The following is a 19399-nucleotide window of genomic DNA, read 5'->3' as shown; positions in this document are numbered from 1 at the left end:
CCACTCGAAGAGGCGAGAACGGGTAACATAATAACGTCTCTCACAAAACTCGTCGCCGCTCATGCCTAAAACACCGATTGCCAGCCGTCCCCACGACCACTCTCATTGCGTGCATAGCGCATTGTCTGAGGCCGATGCCTTGTGCGCACGTCAGGGGCTGCGTCTGACCGCTTTGCGCCGGCGAGTGCTGGAACTGGTATGGCAAAGCCACAAACCGTTGGGTGCCTATGACATTCTGGCGGTGCTCAGTGAGCAGGACGGCCGCCGCGCCGCACCTCCGACCGTGTACCGCGCGCTGGATTTCCTGCTGGAAAACGGCTTGGTACACCGCATCTCCTCGCTGAACGCCTTCGTCGGCTGCAATCACCCGGAACACGCTCACCAGGGCCAGTTCCTGATCTGCCGCGAATGCCACGCCGCCATCGAACTCGAACAGAAATCCATCAGCGACGCGATCATCAATAGCGCCAAAGATGTCGGATTTATCGTCGAGGCCCAGACCGTTGAAGTCATCGGTCTCTGCTCGGGTTGCCAGGGGGCTTGATGAGCAATGCGCTGATTCGCCTCGAGCAGGTGGCTGTCACCTTTGCCGGGCAAAACGTGCTGGACAACATCGAGCTGAGCGTCGAGCCGGGGCAGATCGTCACCTTGATCGGCCCCAACGGTGCCGGTAAAACCACGCTGGTGCGCGCGGTGCTCGGTTTGCTGAAACCGGACAGCGGTAGCGTCTGGCGCAAGCCGAAGTTGCGCGTCGGTTACATGCCGCAAAAACTTCATGTCGACCCAACCCTGCCGCTTTCGGTGCTGCGCTTCTTGCGTCTGGTGCCGGGCGTGGACCGCGCTCGCGCCTTGGCCGCTCTCAAGGAAGTCGGTGCCGAACAGGTCATCGACAGCCCGGTGCAAAGTGTTTCCGGTGGCGAAATGCAGCGAGTGTTGCTGGCGCGGGCATTGTTGCGCGAGCCGGAACTGCTGGTGCTTGATGAGCCGGTGCAAGGCGTCGATGTGGCCGGTCAAGCCGAGCTCTACAGCCTGATTACACGCTTGCGCGACCGTCATGGTTGCGGCGTTTTGATGGTCTCTCACGATCTGCATCTGGTGATGAGCACCACCGACCAGGTGGTGTGCCTGAACCGCCACGTCTGCTGTTCCGGACATCCCGAGCAAGTCAGCGGTGATCCGGCATTCGTCGAGTTATTCGGAAAAAACGCACAAAGCCTGGCGATTTATCACCACCATCACGACCACGCCCACGACCTGCATGGCTCGGTGGTCAGCGCGGCCCCGTCGGCCTCTACCCACATTCATGGAGATAGCTGCAAGCATGGCTGATTTTCTGCTCTTCGCCCTGCTTGCAGGTCTGGCCCTGGCGCTGGTGGCGGGTCCGTTGGGTTCGTTCGTGGTCTGGCGACGCATGGCCTATTTCGGCGACACGCTTTCCCATGCCGCATTGCTCGGCGTGGCGCTGGGTTTTCTGCTGGATGTCAGCCCGACCGTTGCCGTCACCGTAGGCTGCTTGTTGCTGGCGGTGTTGCTGGTGACGTTGCAACAACGCCAGCCACTGGCGTCCGACACGCTTTTGGGAATTCTCGCACCGAGCACGCTCTCTCTGGGCCTGGTGGTACTAAGCTTCATGCATGAAGTGCGGATCGACCTGATGGCCTATCTGTTCGGCGACTTGCTGGCGATCAGTCCGACCGATCTGGCCTGGATTCTCGGCGGTAGCGCGGCGGTGCTGGTATTGCTGGTCACGCTGTGGCGACCCTTGTTGGCGATCACGGTGCACGAAGAGCTGGCCAAAGTGGAAGGTTTGCCCGTCGCGTCGTTGCGCCTGGCCCTGATGTTGCTGATCGCGGTGGTGATCGCAGTGGCGATGAAAATCGTCGGTGTGTTGCTGATTACTTCGTTACTGATTATTCCGGCGGCTGCGGCACAGCGTCACGCCCGTTCGCCGGAGCAGATGGCACTGGGCGCGAGCCTGCTGGGCATGCTCGCGGTGTGTGGCGGGCTGGCGTTGTCCTGGTTCAAGGACACCCCGGCCGGCCCGTCGATTGTGGTGACGGCCGCCGCGCTGTTTCTGCTGAGTTTTGTCCTGCCCCGTCGAGGGGTGTAGACTTGCTCGTTTTTTGCGCAAATAGAGAGTCGCAGGAATGAAGCTGTTCGCCTCCCGTTATCTGCTCCTTGTCGCATTTTCGCTGCTGCTGGGCGCTTGCCAAAGCACGCCACCGGCGGCCACCGAGGTCCCCGATGCGCGGGCCACGGCTATCGCACAGCTGGAACAAAGCCTGGCCAGCAGCGAACTGGCCACCGCCGAAGGGCAATTGGCGGCCTTGCAGGCCGAGTCGCCCAACGATCAATCCCTCGAGCAATACCAGCGGCAATTGGCCGAAGCGTATTTGCTGCGTAGTCAGATCGTGTTGCAAAAAGGTGATGTGAATGCCGCAGCCACGGCGCTGAGCCGTGCCCGGGTGTTGATGCCCAAGGCCCCGGCACTGACCGGTGGCGTCAACAGCGCCATTGTCCATGCCCGCAAGGCTGAACTGGATAAAGCCGAAGCGGCTCTCAAGGCTGCCGAGGCCAAACCTCAGGCCAAAGTCATCGACCCCACGGCTGAAAGCACCACGGTGGCCTTGAACCTCACCGATATGAGCAAGCTCCGTCGTCAACTGGATGCCATCGCCGCCGATGTGGTGAATTATCAGTGCGACGTGAGCATTCAGGCTCCGCGCACTCAGGATTACCCATGGCTGGCCACGCTGCTGACCAAACGGGTGAGGAAGCTGGATTCGGAGTTTGATCTGAAGCTGGAGAAGCAGATTCTGCGCAACATTCCGGCGCAGGTGGTTTTGAGTCCGCGTAAGCCTTAAAAGCTTCGCGGGCAAGCCTCGCTCCTACAGGTACAGCGTAAACCCAAGGAGCGAGGCTTGCCCGCGAAGACGTCCTCCTGTTCGATAAAAATCCTTAAGCCGGAACCGCCTTGGCCTTTGGCTCCCTATCCCATACCCGATGCTGACCGATCGCGGCAAAAAACGTTTTGAACAGCTTGGCATCGTTACCCAGGATCAGCCCTGCATCAGTCTCCAGCTTCAACACATCCAGCAACTGCTTCGCTTCGCCATGCAGCGCGATGGCCTTCAAATGCTTGTACGCCTCCAGCAGATAATGCAGCGCTACACCATCGGTACTCAGCGCCTTGATCGACGCCGCGCCACCCGGCACGAACACGGCGTCGAACGCTACAGAAGGCAAGCCTTCCATCGACGCATCCACCGGCAGCGCTTTGCCATCGGCGGTTGTCACGGGGGCCGAGGTCGGGCCGAGCAGTTTGGCGTGCGCGCCTTCGGCCATCAAAGCCTTCTTCATCGCATCAATCGCGGCGCCATCCACCCCGTTGGCCGCCAAAATGGCCACTTTTCGGGTTTTGATATCCCCCGACAGCAGGTTGGCCTGGCTCAGGGCGGGGGAGTGGTCGAGTGACGTTTTACGCACCTCGACCGTTCCGGCCTTCGGTACCGGCAAGCCCAGGTTCTGTGCCACGCGTTTGGCCAGTTCCAGATCGATATTGGCCAGAATCTCATTCACCTGCCGCGCACGAATAAATTCGCGTTCGACCTTGCCCAGCTCAAAGCTGTAAGCGGTAATGATGTGTTCCTGCTCGTGCTTGCTCATGCTGTGAAAGAACAGCCGAGCTTGGGAGAAGTGGTCGGCGAACGACTCGCTGCGCTGACGGATTTTCGCAGCGTCGATGCGCTCCGGATAAGTCTCGAAGCCGCCGTCCTGCGCTGCCGGTGGGGTTTCCTTCGGCCAGCCGCTGTCGATAGAGTTCGGCTCGTACGAGGCGCGTCCCTTGTCGATGGTGGTGCGGTGCTGCGCATCTCGTTGACCGTTATGGAACGGTGCTACCGCGCGGTTGATCGGGATCTCATGAAAATTCGGCCCACCCAGTCGGCTGATCTGCGTATCGGTGTAGGAAAACAACCGACCTTGCAGCAACGGGTCATTGGAGAAGTCGATCCCCGGCACGATATGCCCGGGGCAGAAGGCAACTTGCTCGGTTTCGGCGAAGAAGTTGTCCGGGTTGCGGTTGAGCACCATCTTGCCCAGCGGAGTGATAGGGACGACTTCCTCGGGAATGAGTTTGGTTGGGTCGAGAAGGTCGAAATCGAAGGCATGTTCGCTTTCTTCCTCGATGACCTGTACGCCCAATTCCCATTCCGGGTAGTCCCCCATCTCGATGGACTCCCAGAGATCACGACGGTGGAAGTCGGTGTCTTTGCCGGCGAGTTTCTGCGCCTCGTCCCACACCAGCGAGCAGGTACCAGCGGCAGGGCGCCAGTGGAATTTTACGAAACGCGCCTTGCCTTCGGCATTGATCATGCGAAACGTGTGTACGCCGAAGCCTTGCATGGTGCGCAAGCTTTTGGGGATCGCCCGGTCGGACATGGTCCACATCACCATGTGCGCGGATTCCGGCACCAGAGAAACAAAATCCCAGAAAGTATCGTGGGCCGAACCGCCGGTAGGAATTTCGTTGTGGGGCTCGGGTTTTACCGCATGTACGAAGTCAGGAAACTTGATCGCATCCTGAATGAAGAACACCGGCATGTTGTTGCCCACCAGATCGAAGTTGCCTTCGTCGGTGAAAAACTTCACCGCGAAACCTCGTACGTCCCGCACGGTATCGCCTGACCCGCGTGGGCCCTGCACCGTGGAAAAGCGCACAAAAACCGGCGTTTTTTGGCTTGGGTCTTGTAGGAACCCGGCCTTGGTCAGTACGGAATGGGTTTCGTATGGCTGGAAGTAACCATGGGCGCCGGTACCACGGGCATGGACGATGCGCTCGGGAATGCGTTCATGGTCAAAGTGCGTGATCTTTTCACGCATGATGAAGTCTTCCAGCAACGACGGCCCGCGGGCACCGCCCTTCAACGTGTTCTGATTGTCCGCGACCTTCACGCCCTGGTTGGTGCGCAAGGCCTGTTCGGTGGCATCGGAGCGAAATTTTTCCAGGCTGTCGAGCTTGGCGTTGGTGTTGCCGCGGTCCAGGGTATCGGTCCCGGCCAGTGCGCTTTTAGGGGCGGCAGGCTTTTTAGTACTCATCAGACGTAAACTCCTCGTGGCGATTCCCGTCGGGCCAAGGGTTGTGAGGCATTGCCCAGACACGGTATCCAGGCATTCTCGAGTTGCTTAATCAGTGACTGATGAGGAGTTGGCGCCGTTCCTTTTTTCTGACCTTTGATCGCGTTATTGCCAAATCGCTGGGTGAATGCGAAATAAATGCTAAGAACCTCTATACGGACAGGCTAAAATGCGCGCCCGGCTAACCGCTGATCCTTTTCTAACGCGCCCCACAAGGTTCGCTACGTGATCGAGTTTCAAAACGTCCACAAAACTTACCGCGTCGCCGGTAAGGATATTCCCGCCCTGCATCCGACCAGTCTGACGATTGAGAATGGTCAGGTCTTTGGCCTGATCGGCCATTCCGGCGCGGGAAAAAGTACCCTGCTGCGTCTGATCAATCGCCTGGAGAACTCCAGTGGCGGCAAGATCATCGTCGATGGCGAAGAAGTCACCGCGCTGGATGCCAATAGCCTGCGGCGCTTCCGTCAGCAGGTTGGGATGATTTTCCAGCACTTCAACCTGCTGGCCTCCAAAACCGTGGCCGATAATGTCGCGCTGCCGCTGACTCTCGCCGGTGAACTGTCCCGTAGCGAAATCGACCGGCGTGTGGCGGAGTTGCTGGCGCGGGTCGGTCTGTCTGACCATGCGAAAAAGTACCCGGCGCAACTGTCTGGTGGTCAGAAGCAGCGTGTCGGCATCGCCCGCGCCCTGGCAACCAAACCGAAAATTCTGCTGTGCGATGAAGCCACCAGTGCCCTGGACCCGCAAACCACGGCGTCGGTCCTGCAACTGCTGGCCGAGATCAACCGCGAACTGAAACTGACCATCGTCCTGATCACCCACGAAATGGATGTGATCCGTCGGGTCTGCGATCAGGTAGCGGTGATGGATGCCGGCAAGATCGTCGAGCAAGGTTCGGTGGCCGAGGTGTTCCTGCACCCCAAGCACCCGACCACCAAGCGCTTCGTGCAGGAAGACGAGCAGATCGACGAAAGCGAACAGCGCGATGACTTCGCTCACGTACCGGGGCGCATCGTGCGTCTGACCTTCCAGGGCGAAGCGACCTACGCGCCGTTGCTGGGTACCGTCGCCCGGGAAACGGGCGTGGACTACAGCATCCTGGCCGGTCGTATCGATCGCATCAAAGACATTCCCTACGGGCAACTGACCCTGGCGATCACCGGTGGCGACATGGAAGCGGCGTTTGCGCACTTCACTGCGGCTGACGTTCACATGGAGGTGCTGCGCTGATGGAAGTCCTGATGAGTTTCTTTTCCAATATCGACTGGTACGAAATCTGGCTGGCCACCGGCGACACCCTGCTGATGCTCGGCGGTTCGTTGTTGTTCACGGTGCTGCTGGGATTGCCGCTGGGCGTGCTGTTGTTCCTGTGCAGCCCGCGCCAATTGCTGGAAGCCAAAGGCGTCTATGCAATGCTGTCGCTGGTGGTGAACATTCTGCGCTCGCTGCCGTTCATCATTTTGCTGATCGTGATGATTCCGTTCACCGTGTTGATCACTGGCACCTCCCTGGGTGTCGCCGGTGCGATTCCACCCTTGGTGGTGGGCGCCACGCCGTTCTTCGCACGATTGGTGGAAACCGCCCTGCGTGAAGTGGATCGCGGCATCATTGAGGCAACCCAGGCCATGGGTGCGACGACACGTCAGATCATCATCAATGCCTTACTGCCGGAAGCCCGCCCGGGCATCTTCGCGGCGATTACGGTGACAGCGATTACACTGGTGTCCTACACGGCAATGGCCGGTGTGGTCGGCGCTGGCGGCCTGGGCGACCTGGCGATCCGTTTCGGTTACCAGCGGTTCCAGACGGATGTGATGGTTGTGACGGTGGTGTTGCTGCTGATGCTGGTTCAAGTGCTGCAAACCGTTGGCGACAAATTGGTTGTCCACTTCTCACGTAAATAAGTCATGAGCCGGCCATTCGCTGGCAGGCGCCAAACGGGCGCCTCACAAGGAGTTAGCTGAATGAAAAAACTACTCGTCGCGTTCGCTGCCGTTGCAGCCTTTTCCGCACACGCCGCCGACACCCTGACCGTCGCGGCCACTCCGGTGCCTCACGCGGAAATCCTCGAGTTCGTTAAACCGGCCCTGGCCAAAGAAGGCGTGGACCTGAAGGTCAAAGTCTTCACCGACTACATCCAGCCGAACGTGCAGGTGGCCGAGAAGCGTCTGGACGCCAACTTCTTCCAGCACCAGCCGTACCTGGATGAGTTCAACAAAGCCAAGGGCACTAACCTTGTCAGCGTTGCCGGCGTGCACCTGGAGCCGCTGGGCGCTTACTCCAGCAAGTACAAAGCCCTGACCGAGCTGCCGGGCGGCGCCAACGTGGTGATCCCGAACGACGCCACCAACGGCGGCCGTGCGCTGCTGCTGCTGGCCAAGGCTGGCCTGATCAAGTTGAAGGATTCGAACAACATCCTGTCGACCGTGAAGGACATCACCGAGAACACCAAGGACCTGAAATTCCGTGAACTGGAAGCCGCGACCATCCCGCGCGTGCTGACTCAGGTCGATCTGGCGCTGATCAATACCAACTACGCGCTGGAAGCCAAGCTTGATCCGTCCAAGGATGCGCTGGTCATCGAAGGCAACGACTCGCCGTACGTGAACATCCTCGTTGCCCGTCCGGACGACAAGGACAGCGCCGCGATGCAGAAACTGGTTGCTGCCCTGCACAGCCCGGAAGTGAAAGCCTTCATTCTCGAGAAGTACAAAGGCGCGGTATTGCCGGCGTTCTGATCAGCTGATCTAAACGAAAAAAGGGGCGCAATCACTGCGCCCCTTTTTTGTGCCTGAAACACCGTACCTGTGGGAGCGGGCTTGCCCGCGATGGCGGTGAAACAGTCGATATCAATGTTGAATGATGCTCTGTCATCGCGGGCAAGCCCGCTCCCACAGGTATTGTGTCGGTTACTCGCGCTTGAGCATCACCGGCAACTGCGCCACCAGCTTCTGGTTGTTCAACGGTGCACGAATGAACCCGCGTTGAGTCCCGTCCGGGCCAATCACCGCGAGGTTGCCGCTGTGGTCGACGGTGTAATTAGGCTTGCTGGTGTCCGCCGGAATAAACGGAATACTCACCGCATTGGCCAGTTTCTGAATGTCTTCGACCGAGGATGCAGTCAGCCCGATGAACTGAGGATCGAAGTAGCCCAGGTACTGCTTGAGTTGCTTGGGCGTGTCGCGGTTCGGGTCGACGCTGACCAGAACGACCTGCAACTTGTCCACAGCATCCGCCGGCAGTTCGCTCTTGATCTGCCGCAGTTGGGCGAGGGTGGTCGGGCAGATGTCCGGGCAGAAGGTGTAGCCGAAGAACAAAACGCTCCATTTGCCTTTCAGCTCGTTGACCGCCACCGGCTTACCGTCCTGATCGGTCATCTTCACGTCTGGCAGGTTACGGCTTTGGGGCAACAGGATGATCCCCGCATCGATCAGTGCCGTCGGGTCGCCCTGGTTTTTTCCGGTCAGTACTTTATTGATGGTCAGGCCCAGGATCAGCGCGATCAAGGCGACGAGAATGAAGACGGTTTTCTGGGTTCGAGTCATAGGTTCAACAGTAAGTAGTGATCTACGAGCAGCGCGATAAACAGCAGGAACAAGTAGTAAATAGAGTACTTGAACGTGTTGATCGCCGCGTGCGGCCGAGTGCCACGGTACAGCACCACGGCCCATTGCAGAAACCTCGCGCCCAGTGCGAGGGCACAAATCAGGTAGAGCACGCCGCTCATGTGGATCACGTAGGGCATCAGGCTGACGGCCAGTAGCGCAAAGGTATAAAGCAGGATGTGAACTTTGGTGTAGTGCTCGCCATGGGTCACCGGCAGCATCGGAATATCAGCCTTGGCGTATTCCTCTTTGCGGTGAATCGCCAGTGCCCAGAAGTGCGGCGGGGTCCAGGCGAAGATGATCAGCACCAGCAGCAACGGTTCGGCACTGACATGACCGGTGGCGGCGGTCCAGCCGAGCAGCGGCGGGGCCGCACCAGCGAGACCGCCGATGACGATGTTCTGCGGCGTCGCGCGTTTCAGGAAGCCGGTGTAAACCACCGCATAACCGAGCAAGGATGCGAGGGTCAGCCATGCTGTCAACGGGTTGGTGAAGGCCAGCAGCAAAGACTGGCCGAGCACTGCCAGCACCAGAGCGAAAGTCAGCGCAGCGGTTGGAGAAACCCGACCTTCGGCCAAGGGCCGCTTGTGGGTCCGGGCCATGACAGCATCGATGCGCCGGTCCACCACATGGTTGACCGTTGCCGCACCGCCGGCACACAAGGCAATCCCCAGATTGCCGAACACCAGCACCGTCCACGGCACCCCGGCGCGCGTCGCGAGAAACATGCCGACCAACGAGGTGATGAGCATCAGCACCACCACTTTCGGCTTGGTCAGCTCCAGGTAATCGCGCCAGATTGCCTGACTGTGACGTTCGCCGATCAAGGTCGCCATGGCATTTCTCCTTTTATTGTTATGGGCCCGGCCGAGTGTTTACGCAGGCTGAGACGCCAACGCACTGGGGGCTGATGCTTGACCCGAACCAGACTGGTTCGTGCGTGATAATTGACCAGCACCATCGTCAGCAACAGCGCTGCGCCACCGGCGTTGTGGGCGACGGCCACCGGTAGTGGCAAGTGGAACACCACATTGCTGATGCCCAGGGTGATTTGTGCGGCCAGGGCGATCAGCACCATGGCGGCCAGGCGCGTCATGCCAACGACTTTCAGTTGCCAGGCCAGACCGAGCAGAACGAGGGTGACCAGTAACGCGCCGATGCGATGAGTCAGGTGAATCGCGGTGCGGGCATCGCTGTCCAGTTGCCCGCCCAGGTAATTGGGGCCGATGTGTTGGGTCAGGTGAAAGCCGTTGGCGAAATCAGCCGGTGGCAGCCATTGCCCGTGGCAGGTCGGAAAGTCGATGCAGGCCACCGCCGCGTAATTGGAACTGACCCAGCCACCCAGGGCAATTTGCAGGATCACCAGCAACAACCCGGCGGTCGCCCAGTGCTGCAAACGCCGTGGCACGGTCAGCGCCGGCAACACGCCGGACAGGCGCAAGGTCAGCAGAAACAACAGGCTCAAAGTCGCAAAGCCGCCGAGCAAATGCCCGGTGACCACTTGCGGCCACAGCTTGAGCGTCACCGTCCACATGCCGAACGCCGCTTGGGCGAACACCACCACCAGCAAGAACAACGGTAATTTCACCGGCTGCCCCGGGTGATGACGATGGGTCCAGGCCCGGCCCGCCAGCACCGTGATCAATAGGCCCAATGTGCCGGCGAAGTAGCGGTGAAGCATCTCGTTCCAGCCTTTGTGGGCTTCTACCGGCGTATCGGGAAAATGCAGTTCGGCATGGGCCAGTTGGGCTTCGCTGTTCGGTACGCTGATAAAGCCGTAGCAGCCGGGCCAGTCCGGACAGCCGAGGCCTGCATGGGTCAGGCGTGTGTAGGCGCCGAGCAACACCACAATCAGTGCCAGCAAGGTGGCAAACAGCGCGAGGCGAAATCCAGGTTTGGCCATGACGATGCCCTTATCCGATGTTCGACAGTTTCAGCAAATGGCGCAGGTCGTTGAGCAGGTCCTTGCCCTTCACCGTCGGGTCGTAGCGCAGCACCAAATTGCCGTGAGGGTCGATGATCCACAGGTGCGGCGTGTCATTGCTCCGAGCGCCTTTGATGTAGGTCGGCGGGTCCAGCGAATAGCGCTGCAACTGCGGGTACTCGCGTTGAAGTTTAGTCGCGTAATCGCTGTTCAGCGGCTGCGCGATGGCCAGCGCATGGCTGGCGCGGGAGGCATCACGACCGAGGCCGATCTGGATCTGGCGCGCCAGATACACCAACTGCTGGCAGTCCACCGAACAGTCCTTGGGCGCTGTCACCAGTAACTGCCAGCGGTCTTCCTGCGCCGGTACGCCGATGTCGGCGCGGGTCTGGCCGTTGCCGATCAGTTCACCGTGATAACTGCGGCCCTCCGGCACCCAGAACTGCAATTTGTACATGCCGGTGGCGAGGATCATCGGACCGATCACTCCCAACAGGATCAGTAACAACTGCAAGCGCCCGCGCCGACGATTTACCGGCGTTTTCGCCTCAGACATGCCGGGTGGATTCATGGCCGCTCCCATTATTTTTCTCCTTTGCGTTGTGCCAGCCGAGATAGAGGTAAAGGCCGAGCAGGGCTATCGACAGGGCGAACCACTGCACGGCATAAGCCAAGTGTTTTTCCGGCCCCATGGCCACCACCGGCCAATCGGCCTGGTAGGTCGCGGGACCGCTTTGCGCGCGTAATTCGTAGGCGAAACCGTAGCGATCAAGCGCTGCCCAGAGCCTGGCCGGTTCAATGGCGGTGACCAGTTGTGGCCAGGTCGTGGCGTCTGGGTCGGCGTGCAACTGGAACGTTGCGCCGGGGGAGACGTAGACCCAGGCGTCGAGGCTCAATGCCTGAGTCGGTGTGGTGAATGACGGTGGTGTACGCCGATCCGGCCACGGCAACCAGCCGCGATTGACCAGCAGCCAGAGCCCGGTTGCCCGGTCCTGAAACGGTTGTAGTAGTTCGACCCCGACCTTGCCGTCGCGCTGACGGTTGTCCAGCAGCAGGCTGTGTTCGGCATCGAACTGGCCGTGCAGGCGAACCCGGCGGAAGGCCGGATCTTCGGTGTGTTGCAATTCAGTGCTGGCCATCGGTTCGGCCGCCCGGCGCTCGGCGTAGCTTTGCAGCAGCGCGCTTTTCTCCGCGCCCCGGCTCAACTGCCAGAACCCGAGTGACACCAGCAAAGGCAGCAGCATCGCGACCACCAGGGTTGGCAGGAGGCCCGGCCGGAAGCGTTTCATGGCGTCGCCTGAAAGTCGGTAATCGCGATAGCTATACTCAGATGCATCGCCTGTCCCCCGGAGTGTCACCATGCTCAAAGCAGCCATCGTCCTGATGCTGATTGCCACGGTTGTCAGCCTGTTCAGCGGCCTGTTTTTTCTGGTCAAGGACGACAGCCACTCGAATCGCCTGGTCATCGCCTTGAGTGTTCGTGTTGCGCTGGCCGCGACCACTGTCGGCTTGATCGCCTGGGGTTTTTTCAGCGGCCAGTTGGTGTCTCACGTGCCTTGGTAGTCCAGAGCCAAGGCTCAGAGCACGTAGACGAAAACGAACAGACCGATCCACACCACGTCCACGAAGTGCCAGTACCAACTCGCCGCCTCGAAGCCGAATTGATGATCGGCATCGAAGTGCCCGCGCATGACCCGCATCAGCATCACGAACAGAATGATGGTGCCCATGGTCACGTGGGCGCCGTGGAAACCGGTGAGCATGAAGAAGGTCGCGCCGTAGATGCCGGAACCCAGGGTCAGGCCCAGCTCGTTGTAGGCATGCAGGTATTCTTCGGCCTGGAAACCGAGGAACGCGCAACCGAGTAACACGGTCAGCGCCAACCAGATTTTCAGTGCGCCGCGATGGCCCTTCTTCAAGGCGTGGTGAGCGATGGTCACAGTGACGCTGGAACTCACCAGCAGCACGGTATTGAGCAGCGGCAGGCCCCAGGGGCTGATGACTTCCTTGGGTGGAGGAAAGAGTTTCGGGTCCGGATTGTTCAGCAGCGGCCAGGTGAATTCAAACGCTGGCCACAGCATGTGAGCGAGGCCTTTGGTGCCTTCACCGCCCAGTGCCGGGCCCGTGATGTTGCGCACATAAAACAGCGCACCGAAAAAGGCGATGAAGAACATCACCTCCGAGAAAATGAACCAGCTCATGCCCCAGCGGAACGAGCGGTCCATCTGTGCACTGTACAACCCTTGGCGACTTTCCTTGATCACCGTACCGAACCAGCCGAACAGCATGTAGGCCAGCAGCAATCCGCCGACGAAAAAGATCAGCGGGCCGTGGGATTCCGGCCGCGCGGCCTTCAGGTCGTTGAACCAGGTGCCCAGGCCGAACACCGTGACGAACATGCCGACTGTGGCGATAATCGGCCATTTGCTTTGGGCTGGAACGTAATAATGTTCGTGAGTTGCCATTTATTGTTCTCCTTATCGGGCACGCTTTAACGCCTAGCCGCCTGTGCTTGCTGCAACAGCCACGGGCGGATGACGTGCGGTGATATCGAACAGCGTGTAGGACAGCGTCAGGTGCTTCACTTCCTTGGGCATGTCGCGGTCAACAATGAACCGTACCGGCATCTCGATTCGCTGACCGGGCTGCAGCACTTGCTGGGTAAAGCAGAAACATTCGGTCTTGTGGAAGTACGCCGCGGCTGCGCTGGGCGCGATGCTCGGCACCGCTTGAGCGCTCATCGGGCGATCGGTCGGGTTGTGGGCGATGAAAATCATCTCGTTCACCGCCCCCGGGTGTGCGACCAATTCGTCGCCCTTGGGATAGAAATCCCAGGCCATGTCAGCGGCGTTGGTCGACAGAAACTGCACGCGAACCTGCCGCGAGGCGTCGACTGTTTGCTCGCCTTCATACTGCCCGGAGGTTTTACCGTTGATGCCGAACGCCTTGCACATCACGTCGTAGATCGGCACCAGGGCAAAGCCGAAGACAAACATCGCTACCACCACCAGCAACAGGCGGGTGACCAGTTTTTTCATCGAAATCGAATCAGCCATCGCACGAGCCCTCTACGCGGAACCCTGTGGGAGCGGGCTTGCCCGCGATAGCGATATGTCTGACACACCGCGCCGCATGCATCGCAGGTAAGCCAGCTCCCACAGGAATTCCCACAAGACCGAGGCGTTTCATTTCACTTCCGGCGGCGTAGTGAAGGTGTGATACGGCGCGGGCGACGGAATGCTCCATTCCAGGCCTTCGGCGCCATCCCACGGCTTGGCCGGTGCCGGCTCGCCGCCACGAATGGTCTTGATCACGATGAACAGGAAGAAGATCTGCGTGGCACCAAACATGAACGCCCCGATCGACGACACCATGTTGAAGTCGGCGAATTGCAGGTTGTAGTCCGGAATCCGCCGCGGCATGCCTGCCAGGCCCACGAAGTGCATCGGGAAGAACGCCATGTTCATGCCGATGAACGAGAGCCAGAAGTGCAGCTTGCCGAGGGTTTCGTCGTACATGTGGCCGGTCCATTTCGGCAGCCAGTAGTAGGCCGAGGCGAAGATCCCGAAGATCGCCCCCGGCACCAGCACGTAATGGAAGTGCGCGACCACGAAGTAGGTGTCCTGGTACTGGAAGTCCGCGGGGGCGATGGCCAGCATCAACCCGGAGAACCCGCCAATGGAGAACAGAATGACGAACGCCACGGCGAACAGCATCGGCGTCTCGAAGGTCAGCGAGCCTTGCCACATGGTGCTGGCCCAGTTGAACACCTTGACCCCGGTGGGCACCGCGATCAGCAGCGTGGCGTACATGAAGAACAACTCGCCCACCAGCGGAATGCCGACCACGAACATGTGGTGCGCCCAGACGATGAACGACAGGAACGCAATACTCGCCGTGGCGTAGACCATCGAGGTGTAGCCGAACAATGGCTTGCGCGAAAACGCCGGGATGATCGAGCTGACGGCACCGAAGGCCGGCAGGATCATGATGTACACCTCGGGGTGACCGAAGAACCAGAACACATGCTGGAACAACACCGGGTCTCCGCCACCGGCGGCACTGAAGAAGCTGGTGCCGAAGTGGATGTCCATCAGCATCATGGTCACGCAGCCGGCCAATACCGGCATCACCGCGATCAGCAGGAACGCGGTGATCAGCCAGGTCCAGACGAACAGCGGCATTTTCATCAACGTCATGCCGGGGGCGCGCAGGTTGAGGATGGTCGCGATCACGTTGATCGCCCCCATGATCGAACTGATCCCCATCAAGTGGATGGCGAAGATGAAGAACGTCACGCTTTCCGGCGCGTAGGTCGTCGACAGCGGTGCATAGAAGGTCCAGCCGAAGTTCGGCCCGCCGCCGGGGGTGAACAGGGTCGATACCAGCAGCAGGAACGCGGCCGGCAACAGCCAGAAGCTGAAGTTGTTCATCCGCGGCAGGGCCATGTCCGGCGCGCCGATCATCAACGGGATCATCCAGTTGGCGAGGCCGACGAAGGCCGGCATCACCGCACCGAACACCATCACCAGGCCGTGCATGGTGGTCATCTGGTTGAAGAACTCCGGCTGGACGATTTGCAGTCCCGGCTGGAACAGCTCGGCACGAATCACCATGGCGAACGAGCCGCCCAGCAGGAACATGGAGAACGCAAACCACAGGTACAGCGTGCCGATATCTTTGTGGTTGGTGGTCAGCACCCAGCGCATCAGGCCTTTGGCGGGGCCGTGGGCGTGGGCGGTGCCGGTATGAACATGGTCATCGACTACAGCAGTCATGTCCTGTCTCCTGCAAACGGATGGGCTGGGCGGGCCGGGGCGTCATGCCCCGAGCGGTTCCTTACGTGCGCAATTAACCGGGTCATTTGCTTTCCGCCTGTTTCAGCTCCAGCACTTCTTTAGGGGTGACCATGTCGCCTTTATTGTTGCCCCAGGCGTTACGTTCGTAGGTCACGACCGCTGCGATATCGACTTCCGACAGCTGTTTGCCGAACGCCGCCATGGAGGTGCCGGGTTTGCCGTGGAAGACGATGTTCAGGTGATCCTTGATCGGTCCGGTGGCGATTTTCGAGCCCTTGAGTGCCGGGAACATCGGCGGCAGGCCCTGGCCTTCAGCCTGGTGACAGGCCACGCAGGTGGTGTGATAGACCTTGTCGCCGCGCTCCTTGAGCTCATCGAGGGTCCATTCCTTGCTGGTCAGCTCTTTGAGTTGTGCAGCTTCCGCCTTGCGCTCGGCCAGCCAGGTTTCGTAATCGGCCTTTTCCTTGACCTCGACCACGATCGGCATGAAGCCGTGATCCTTGCCGCACAGCTCGGCGCACTGGCCACGGTAGATGCCGGGCTTTTCGACACGGGTCCAGGATTCATTGACGAAGCCCGGAATCGCATCGCGCTTGACCGCGAAGGCCGGCACCCACCAGGAGTGGATGACGTCGGCGGAGGTCACCAGAAAGCGCACCTTGGCACCGATCGGCAGCACCAGCGGCTTGTCGACCTCCAATAGGTAATGCTCGCCCTTGGTTTCCTTGTTGTGGATCTGATCGGCGGGGGTGTTCAGGTTACTGAAGAATTCGACGTCCTGACCCAGGTATTTGTAGTGCCACTTCCACTGGTAACCGGTGACCTGGATATCGATATCCGGCTCAGTGTTGTCGTACATCTGGATCAGGGTGGCGGTTGCCGGGACCGCCATGGCCACCAGAATAAGCAGGGGCACGATGGTCCAGAGAATTTCGACGGTGGTGCTTTCATGAAATTTTGCGGCCACCTGCCCGGTAGAGCGGCGGTGGAGGATCATCGACCAGAACATAGCGCCGAAGACGATGATGCCGATCACTACACAGATCCAGAAAATGGTCATGTGCAGGTCGAATACTGCGTGACTGATTTCAGTCGCTCCAGGCGCCATATTCACAGTCCAGGCCGCTTGCGCCTGACTGAAAATCGACCACAACAGGAGGCCCATCCAGACTTGTGGATGTCGCATCATTGCGGGTTCCCCTTATAGTTCTTTTTATCCCGCCGGCTTTCACCTGCGGCAAGGGAGCGGCTTTTTCAGACTACGAACTTGAATCGCCGAGCCTTGCTGCATATGCAGTCGGGCGTCATCAGCTAACTCCATTCAGAACCGAGTATAGACAGCGACTGCCACCTCGCAACGCGATGGCGTAAATCAACCGAAACAGGTTGGACTTGCGTTGCAGGTCACGAATGGAGAAGGATGCAGACGAGTGGTGTCAAATCGATATAACGTAGGCGTCTCAAGGATGAAATAATTATGACAAATACGTCTTAGCCTCTTTCGTAAGCCAGCTAAGTTATGTCTTCCCTATTTCATTGCCTTGTTTCCTGGAGTTTTCATGAACACCGCCGCATTGCGCGAGCAGATCCAAAAAGCCCAACAACATGAGGCCGAGACCGGCCTGTTGACTCGTCAGCTGGAAACCCAACTGCCGCACCTTCACTCCGCCATCCAATTGCCGGATATCGATGCCAACGGCGTGATGACGCGTTTTGTGGCCGCGTATATAGAACAAGTGCCGGACCTGCTGGACGCAGCCAATGAAGTCGCCAGGGAAGCGGGCATCGAATCGCAGATCAAGCCGGTATTGAAAATCGCCGAGCAGTTCTTCCTCCAGCCGCCGGCGATCATGGCCGGTCATATCGGCCTGGACGGCCTGCTGGATGAAGCTTATCTGGCGCATCGGTTGGTCGAAGAGGTCAACGATCTGTACATCAAGCATTTTGGCCAGCCATTGATCCCCTTGGACATGACTGTTGCCAACCTGATTGCCCACCAACTGATCGGCGAGGAATTTGCCAATCAACTGGATGAGGCGGTGCATCACGCTGTGGACGAGATGCTTAACGATGAAAGTTTCGCGCTGGAGTCGGTAGAAGCCTACCGCGAAAAACTCAACAGCCCGGACACCGGCGCCGCGTGGAAGCGCTGGCCGTGCCTGTCGCGCCAGTTGGGTGTGGGCCTTGAGCTGGATCAGCCCGCAGCTTGATTCAACGCTAGCAATTGAACACCTGTGGGAGCGGGCTTGCTCGCGAAAGCGGCGGATCAGTCGACATTAATGTCGAATGATTGACCGCTTTCGCAAGCAAGCCCACTCCCACATTGTTATTAAGCGGCTGAGCCTACGCCAGTTGTGGTACGCAACCGTCCTTCAAGCCTGCGCTTCAATCCCCGCGCTTCGATTAACAGCTTCGAACCCTTGGCCGCATTGGCCCGACCCCACTCCTCCAGCAACTCCAGACACGAGTGATCGATATAGCTCAGGTTATTGAGCGGCACATGCACCGTTGCGCCTGCCGGAATGCTGCCCAGCACTTGGGTCAGCGCCGGTACCTTGAGAAAGGTCGCCGCCCCCACCAGTCGCAGTTCCATCTCGCCGTCTGCCGGAAGATCGATCAGGCTGATTTTCAGGCGCGAAGCCTTCCAGGCCAGTTTGGCCAGTGTCAGGCCAAAGCCGATCAGCACGCCGGTCAGCAGGTCGGTGAAGATGATTGCCAGTGCGGTCGCCGCATAGGTGAACATCGGCATCCGGCCATAACGGCCCAGACCGCGAAAGGCCTTGAGGTCTACCAGTTTGAAACCGGTGTAAACCAGAACCCCCGCCAGACTCGCCACCGGAATGCTTTGCAGCACGCTCGATAGCAGCAGCACGAAGGCCAGCAACCACAGACCATGGAACACGGTAGATAGTCGAGTGGTGGCGCCGGCCTGAACGTTGGCCGAACTGCGCACGATCACCCCGGTCATCGGCAGCGCGCCGAGCAACCCACACAACATGTTGCCCACACCTTGCGCCGACAATTCGCGGTCGAAGTCCGAGCGCTGGCCACTGTGCATGCGATCCACGGCGGCGGCCGAGAGCAGGGTTTCGGCGCTGGCAATGAAGGCCACGGCGAAGGCGGCGATCAGCAAAGCCGGGTCTGCGAGGTTGAGCAGATCCGCCGGGCGCAGCCAATCGATGGCTTCCGCCAGGTTGGCCGGAACTTCCACACGTTTGACCTGCAAGGCGAGCACCAGGCTGGCGACCGTAGCCAGACCAACCCCCAGTAATGCTCCGGGAACGAAACGCAGGGAGTGCGGGCGAAATTTTTCCCACAGCCACATCACGGCAATGGTCGACAGCCCAAGCAAACCCGCTTGCCAGCCAAACGAAGGCAAAGCCTGAATCACTGCTGCGGGGAAGGCCGCCAGGTTATCCAGCCCCGACGGCTTGGGCACGGCATCAAGCATCACATGCACCTGTGACAGCACGATCAGTACCCCGATCCCGGCGAGCATGCCGTACACCACCGCTGGCGCAGTGACCCGAAACCAGCAGCCCAGCTTCAAGCGTCCGGCCACCAATTGCAGAAAACCCGCCAGCAGCAGGATTGGCCCGAGCATGGCGATACCATGCTGGCGCACCAGTTCGAACACCAATACCGCCAGACCTGCCGCCGGGCCGCTGACTTGCAGCGGCGATCCGGCAAGCCAGCCGACCACCAGGCCACCGATGATGCCAGTGATCAGTCCTTTGGACGGTGGCAGCCCTGAGGCGATGGCGATACCCATGCACAAGGGCAGGGCGACCAGAAATACAACCACCGAAGCCAGCAGCTCCCGTGGCAGAACAGCTTTTAGTTGAGCAGCACGCATGGTGACTCTCCCGAAGTTTTCTTCAGGCATGGCAAAGCAGGCTGCCAGTTCAGCAGCCTCGGCTAAACCACACGGA

General features: G+C 59.7%; 20 protein-coding genes. 9 read left to right on the top strand and 11 right to left on the bottom strand.

Going from position 1 to position 19399, the window contains the following annotated elements; all coding sequences use genetic code 11:
• Positions 1-61 precede the first annotated feature (61 nt).
• The 4 genes from zur to KGB18_RS00245 are packed head-to-tail and all read left to right on the top strand — an operon-like array spanning position 62 to position 2864.
• A complete protein-coding gene (gene zur, locus KGB18_RS00260; protein ID WP_007902861.1) occupies positions 62-544 on the top strand; it encodes a zinc uptake transcriptional repressor Zur in 483 nt (160 codons plus the stop codon).
• Positions 544-1329 (top strand): zinc ABC transporter ATP-binding protein ZnuC, encoded by a 786-nt coding sequence (znuC, locus tag KGB18_RS00255; RefSeq protein ID WP_123720062.1) that lies wholly within the window; start codon positions 544-546, stop codon positions 1327-1329. Before zur ends, znuC begins: the two co-directional genes overlap by 1 nt.
• A complete protein-coding gene (gene znuB / locus KGB18_RS00250; protein ID WP_052963567.1) occupies positions 1322-2110 on the top strand; it encodes a zinc ABC transporter permease subunit ZnuB in 789 nt (262 codons plus the stop codon). Before znuC ends, znuB begins: the two co-directional genes overlap by 8 nt.
• A gap of 37 nt (positions 2111-2147) precedes the next feature.
• On the top strand, positions 2148-2864 hold the full coding sequence (locus tag KGB18_RS00245; RefSeq protein WP_223569225.1) for a PA5502 family lipoprotein: 717 nt from the start codon (positions 2148-2150) through the stop codon (positions 2862-2864).
• Positions 2865-2958: 94 nt separating this feature from the next.
• Here KGB18_RS00245 and katE read toward each other — a convergent pair whose 3' ends face one another.
• Positions 2959-5097: a catalase HPII gene (gene katE, locus KGB18_RS00240; protein ID WP_223569224.1), complete on the bottom strand. Its 2139-nt coding sequence runs from the start codon at positions 5095-5097 to the stop codon at positions 2959-2961.
• Positions 5098-5361: 264 nt separating this feature from the next.
• Between katE and KGB18_RS00235 the strand changes: the two genes are divergently transcribed.
• Genes KGB18_RS00235 through KGB18_RS00225 form a run of 3 tightly spaced genes read left to right on the top strand, consistent with a single transcriptional unit; the run spans position 5362 to position 7877 of the window.
• Positions 5362-6369, top strand: coding sequence for a methionine ABC transporter ATP-binding protein (locus tag KGB18_RS00235; RefSeq protein ID WP_123720059.1), 1008 nt, complete (start codon positions 5362-5364; stop codon positions 6367-6369).
• Positions 6369-7043, top strand: a complete 675-nt coding sequence (locus KGB18_RS00230; RefSeq protein WP_123500528.1) for a methionine ABC transporter permease — start codon at positions 6369-6371, stop codon at positions 7041-7043. The genes KGB18_RS00235 and KGB18_RS00230 overlap by 1 nt, the downstream gene beginning before the upstream one ends.
• A 60-nt stretch (positions 7044-7103) precedes the next feature.
• Positions 7104-7877: a MetQ/NlpA family ABC transporter substrate-binding protein gene (locus tag KGB18_RS00225; protein WP_123356916.1), complete on the top strand. Its 774-nt coding sequence runs from the start codon at positions 7104-7106 to the stop codon at positions 7875-7877.
• Between the two features lie 171 nt (positions 7878-8048).
• Here the strand turns inward: KGB18_RS00225 and KGB18_RS00220 are convergent, their stop codons facing one another.
• Genes KGB18_RS00220 through KGB18_RS00200 form a run of 5 tightly spaced genes read right to left on the bottom strand, consistent with a single transcriptional unit; the run spans position 8049 to position 11957 of the window.
• On the bottom strand, positions 8049-8684 hold the full coding sequence (locus tag KGB18_RS00220) for an SCO family protein (RefSeq protein WP_048397331.1): 636 nt from the start codon (positions 8682-8684) through the stop codon (positions 8049-8051).
• Positions 8681-9580, bottom strand: a complete 900-nt coding sequence (gene cyoE / locus KGB18_RS00215) for a heme o synthase (RefSeq protein ID WP_038980332.1) — start codon at positions 9578-9580, stop codon at positions 8681-8683. The genes KGB18_RS00220 and cyoE overlap by 4 nt, the downstream gene beginning before the upstream one ends.
• On the bottom strand, positions 9568-10647 hold the full coding sequence (locus KGB18_RS00210) for a COX15/CtaA family protein (protein ID WP_038980331.1): 1080 nt from the start codon (positions 10645-10647) through the stop codon (positions 9568-9570). Before KGB18_RS00210 ends, cyoE begins: the two co-directional genes overlap by 13 nt.
• A gap of 10 nt (positions 10648-10657) precedes the next feature.
• Complete coding sequence (locus tag KGB18_RS00205; protein ID WP_123720058.1) at positions 10658-11251, bottom strand: hypothetical protein; 594 nt, start codon at positions 11249-11251, stop codon at positions 10658-10660.
• Positions 11217-11957, bottom strand: a complete 741-nt coding sequence (locus tag KGB18_RS00200) for an SURF1 family protein (protein WP_201061019.1) — start codon at positions 11955-11957, stop codon at positions 11217-11219. The genes KGB18_RS00205 and KGB18_RS00200 overlap by 35 nt, the downstream gene beginning before the upstream one ends.
• Before the next feature lie 70 nt (positions 11958-12027).
• Here KGB18_RS00200 and KGB18_RS00195 point away from each other — a divergent pair, with 70 nt between their 5' ends.
• Complete coding sequence (locus KGB18_RS00195; RefSeq protein WP_030129650.1) at positions 12028-12231, top strand: twin transmembrane helix small protein; 204 nt, start codon at positions 12028-12030, stop codon at positions 12229-12231.
• 14 nt (positions 12232-12245) lie between these two features.
• On the opposite strand, the gene KGB18_RS00190 is transcribed toward KGB18_RS00195, so the two are convergent.
• The 4 genes from KGB18_RS00190 to coxB all read right to left on the bottom strand — a co-directional run bounded on the left by KGB18_RS00190 (position 12246) and on the right by coxB (position 16656).
• Entirely contained in the window at positions 12246-13133 is an 888-nt protein-coding gene (locus tag KGB18_RS00190) for a cytochrome c oxidase subunit 3 (protein ID WP_223569223.1), read from the bottom strand.
• A 33-nt stretch (positions 13134-13166) separates the two neighbouring features.
• Positions 13167-13724, bottom strand: a complete 558-nt coding sequence (locus tag KGB18_RS00185; protein ID WP_223569222.1) for a cytochrome c oxidase assembly protein — start codon at positions 13722-13724, stop codon at positions 13167-13169.
• A 129-nt stretch (positions 13725-13853) separates the two neighbouring features.
• A complete protein-coding gene (gene ctaD, locus KGB18_RS00180) occupies positions 13854-15446 on the bottom strand; it encodes a cytochrome c oxidase subunit I (protein WP_123720055.1) in 1593 nt (530 codons plus the stop codon).
• Positions 15447-15528: 82 nt separating this feature from the next.
• Positions 15529-16656, bottom strand: a complete 1128-nt coding sequence (gene coxB, locus KGB18_RS00175) for a cytochrome c oxidase subunit II (RefSeq protein ID WP_217857034.1) — start codon at positions 16654-16656, stop codon at positions 15529-15531.
• 370 nt (positions 16657-17026) lie between these two features.
• Here coxB and KGB18_RS00170 point away from each other — a divergent pair, with 370 nt between their 5' ends.
• A complete protein-coding gene (locus KGB18_RS00170) occupies positions 17027-17677 on the top strand; it encodes a hypothetical protein (RefSeq protein ID WP_095055396.1) in 651 nt (216 codons plus the stop codon).
• 119 nt (positions 17678-17796) lie between these two features.
• On the opposite strand, the gene KGB18_RS00165 is transcribed toward KGB18_RS00170, so the two are convergent.
• Positions 17797-19323 (bottom strand): SulP family inorganic anion transporter, encoded by a 1527-nt coding sequence (locus KGB18_RS00165; protein WP_123356891.1) that lies wholly within the window; start codon positions 19321-19323, stop codon positions 17797-17799.
• Between the last annotated feature and the right edge of the window lie 76 nt (positions 19324-19399).

The sequence above is a fragment of the Pseudomonas sp. BF-R-26 genome (assembly GCF_019947395.1).
Classification (GTDB): domain Bacteria; phylum Pseudomonadota; class Gammaproteobacteria; order Pseudomonadales; family Pseudomonadaceae; genus Aquipseudomonas; species Aquipseudomonas farris.
Note: the sequence above shows the minus strand (reverse complement) of the source record. Positions and strands in the feature narration are given on the sequence as shown.

Bases quoted from the DNA above. Each gene is read 5' to 3' on its own strand.
- zur (WP_007902861.1), top strand. From the start codon at position 62: ATGCCTAAAACACCGATTGCCAGCCGTCCCCACGACCACTCTCATTGC.
- znuC (WP_123720062.1), top strand. From the start codon at position 544: ATGAGCAATGCGCTGATTCGCCTCGAGCAGGTGGCTGTCACCTTTGCC.
- znuB (WP_052963567.1), top strand. From the start codon at position 1,322: ATGGCTGATTTTCTGCTCTTCGCCCTGCTTGCAGGTCTGGCCCTGGCG.
- KGB18_RS00245 (WP_223569225.1), top strand. From the start codon at position 2,148: ATGAAGCTGTTCGCCTCCCGTTATCTGCTCCTTGTCGCATTTTCGCTG.
- katE (WP_223569224.1), bottom strand. From the start codon at position 5,097: ATGAGTACTAAAAAGCCTGCCGCCCCTAAAAGCGCACTGGCCGGGACC.
- KGB18_RS00230 (WP_123500528.1), top strand. From the start codon at position 6,369: ATGGAAGTCCTGATGAGTTTCTTTTCCAATATCGACTGGTACGAAATC.
- KGB18_RS00225 (WP_123356916.1), top strand. From the start codon at position 7,104: ATGAAAAAACTACTCGTCGCGTTCGCTGCCGTTGCAGCCTTTTCCGCA.
- KGB18_RS00220 (WP_048397331.1), bottom strand. From the start codon at position 8,684: ATGACTCGAACCCAGAAAACCGTCTTCATTCTCGTCGCCTTGATCGCG.
- cyoE (WP_038980332.1), bottom strand. From the start codon at position 9,580: ATGGCGACCTTGATCGGCGAACGTCACAGTCAGGCAATCTGGCGCGAT.
- KGB18_RS00210 (WP_038980331.1), bottom strand. From the start codon at position 10,647: ATGGCCAAACCTGGATTTCGCCTCGCGCTGTTTGCCACCTTGCTGGCA.
- KGB18_RS00205 (WP_123720058.1), bottom strand. From the start codon at position 11,251: ATGGGAGCGGCCATGAATCCACCCGGCATGTCTGAGGCGAAAACGCCG.
- KGB18_RS00200 (WP_201061019.1), bottom strand. From the start codon at position 11,957: ATGAAACGCTTCCGGCCGGGCCTCCTGCCAACCCTGGTGGTCGCGATG.
- KGB18_RS00195 (WP_030129650.1), top strand. From the start codon at position 12,028: ATGCTCAAAGCAGCCATCGTCCTGATGCTGATTGCCACGGTTGTCAGC.
- KGB18_RS00190 (WP_223569223.1), bottom strand. From the start codon at position 13,133: ATGGCAACTCACGAACATTATTACGTTCCAGCCCAAAGCAAATGGCCG.
- KGB18_RS00185 (WP_223569222.1), bottom strand. From the start codon at position 13,724: ATGGCTGATTCGATTTCGATGAAAAAACTGGTCACCCGCCTGTTGCTG.
- ctaD (WP_123720055.1), bottom strand. From the start codon at position 15,446: ATGACTGCTGTAGTCGATGACCATGTTCATACCGGCACCGCCCACGCC.
- coxB (WP_217857034.1), bottom strand. From the start codon at position 16,656: ATGATGCGACATCCACAAGTCTGGATGGGCCTCCTGTTGTGGTCGATT.
- KGB18_RS00170 (WP_095055396.1), top strand. From the start codon at position 17,027: ATGAACACCGCCGCATTGCGCGAGCAGATCCAAAAAGCCCAACAACAT.
- KGB18_RS00165 (WP_123356891.1), bottom strand. From the start codon at position 19,323: ATGCGTGCTGCTCAACTAAAAGCTGTTCTGCCACGGGAGCTGCTGGCT.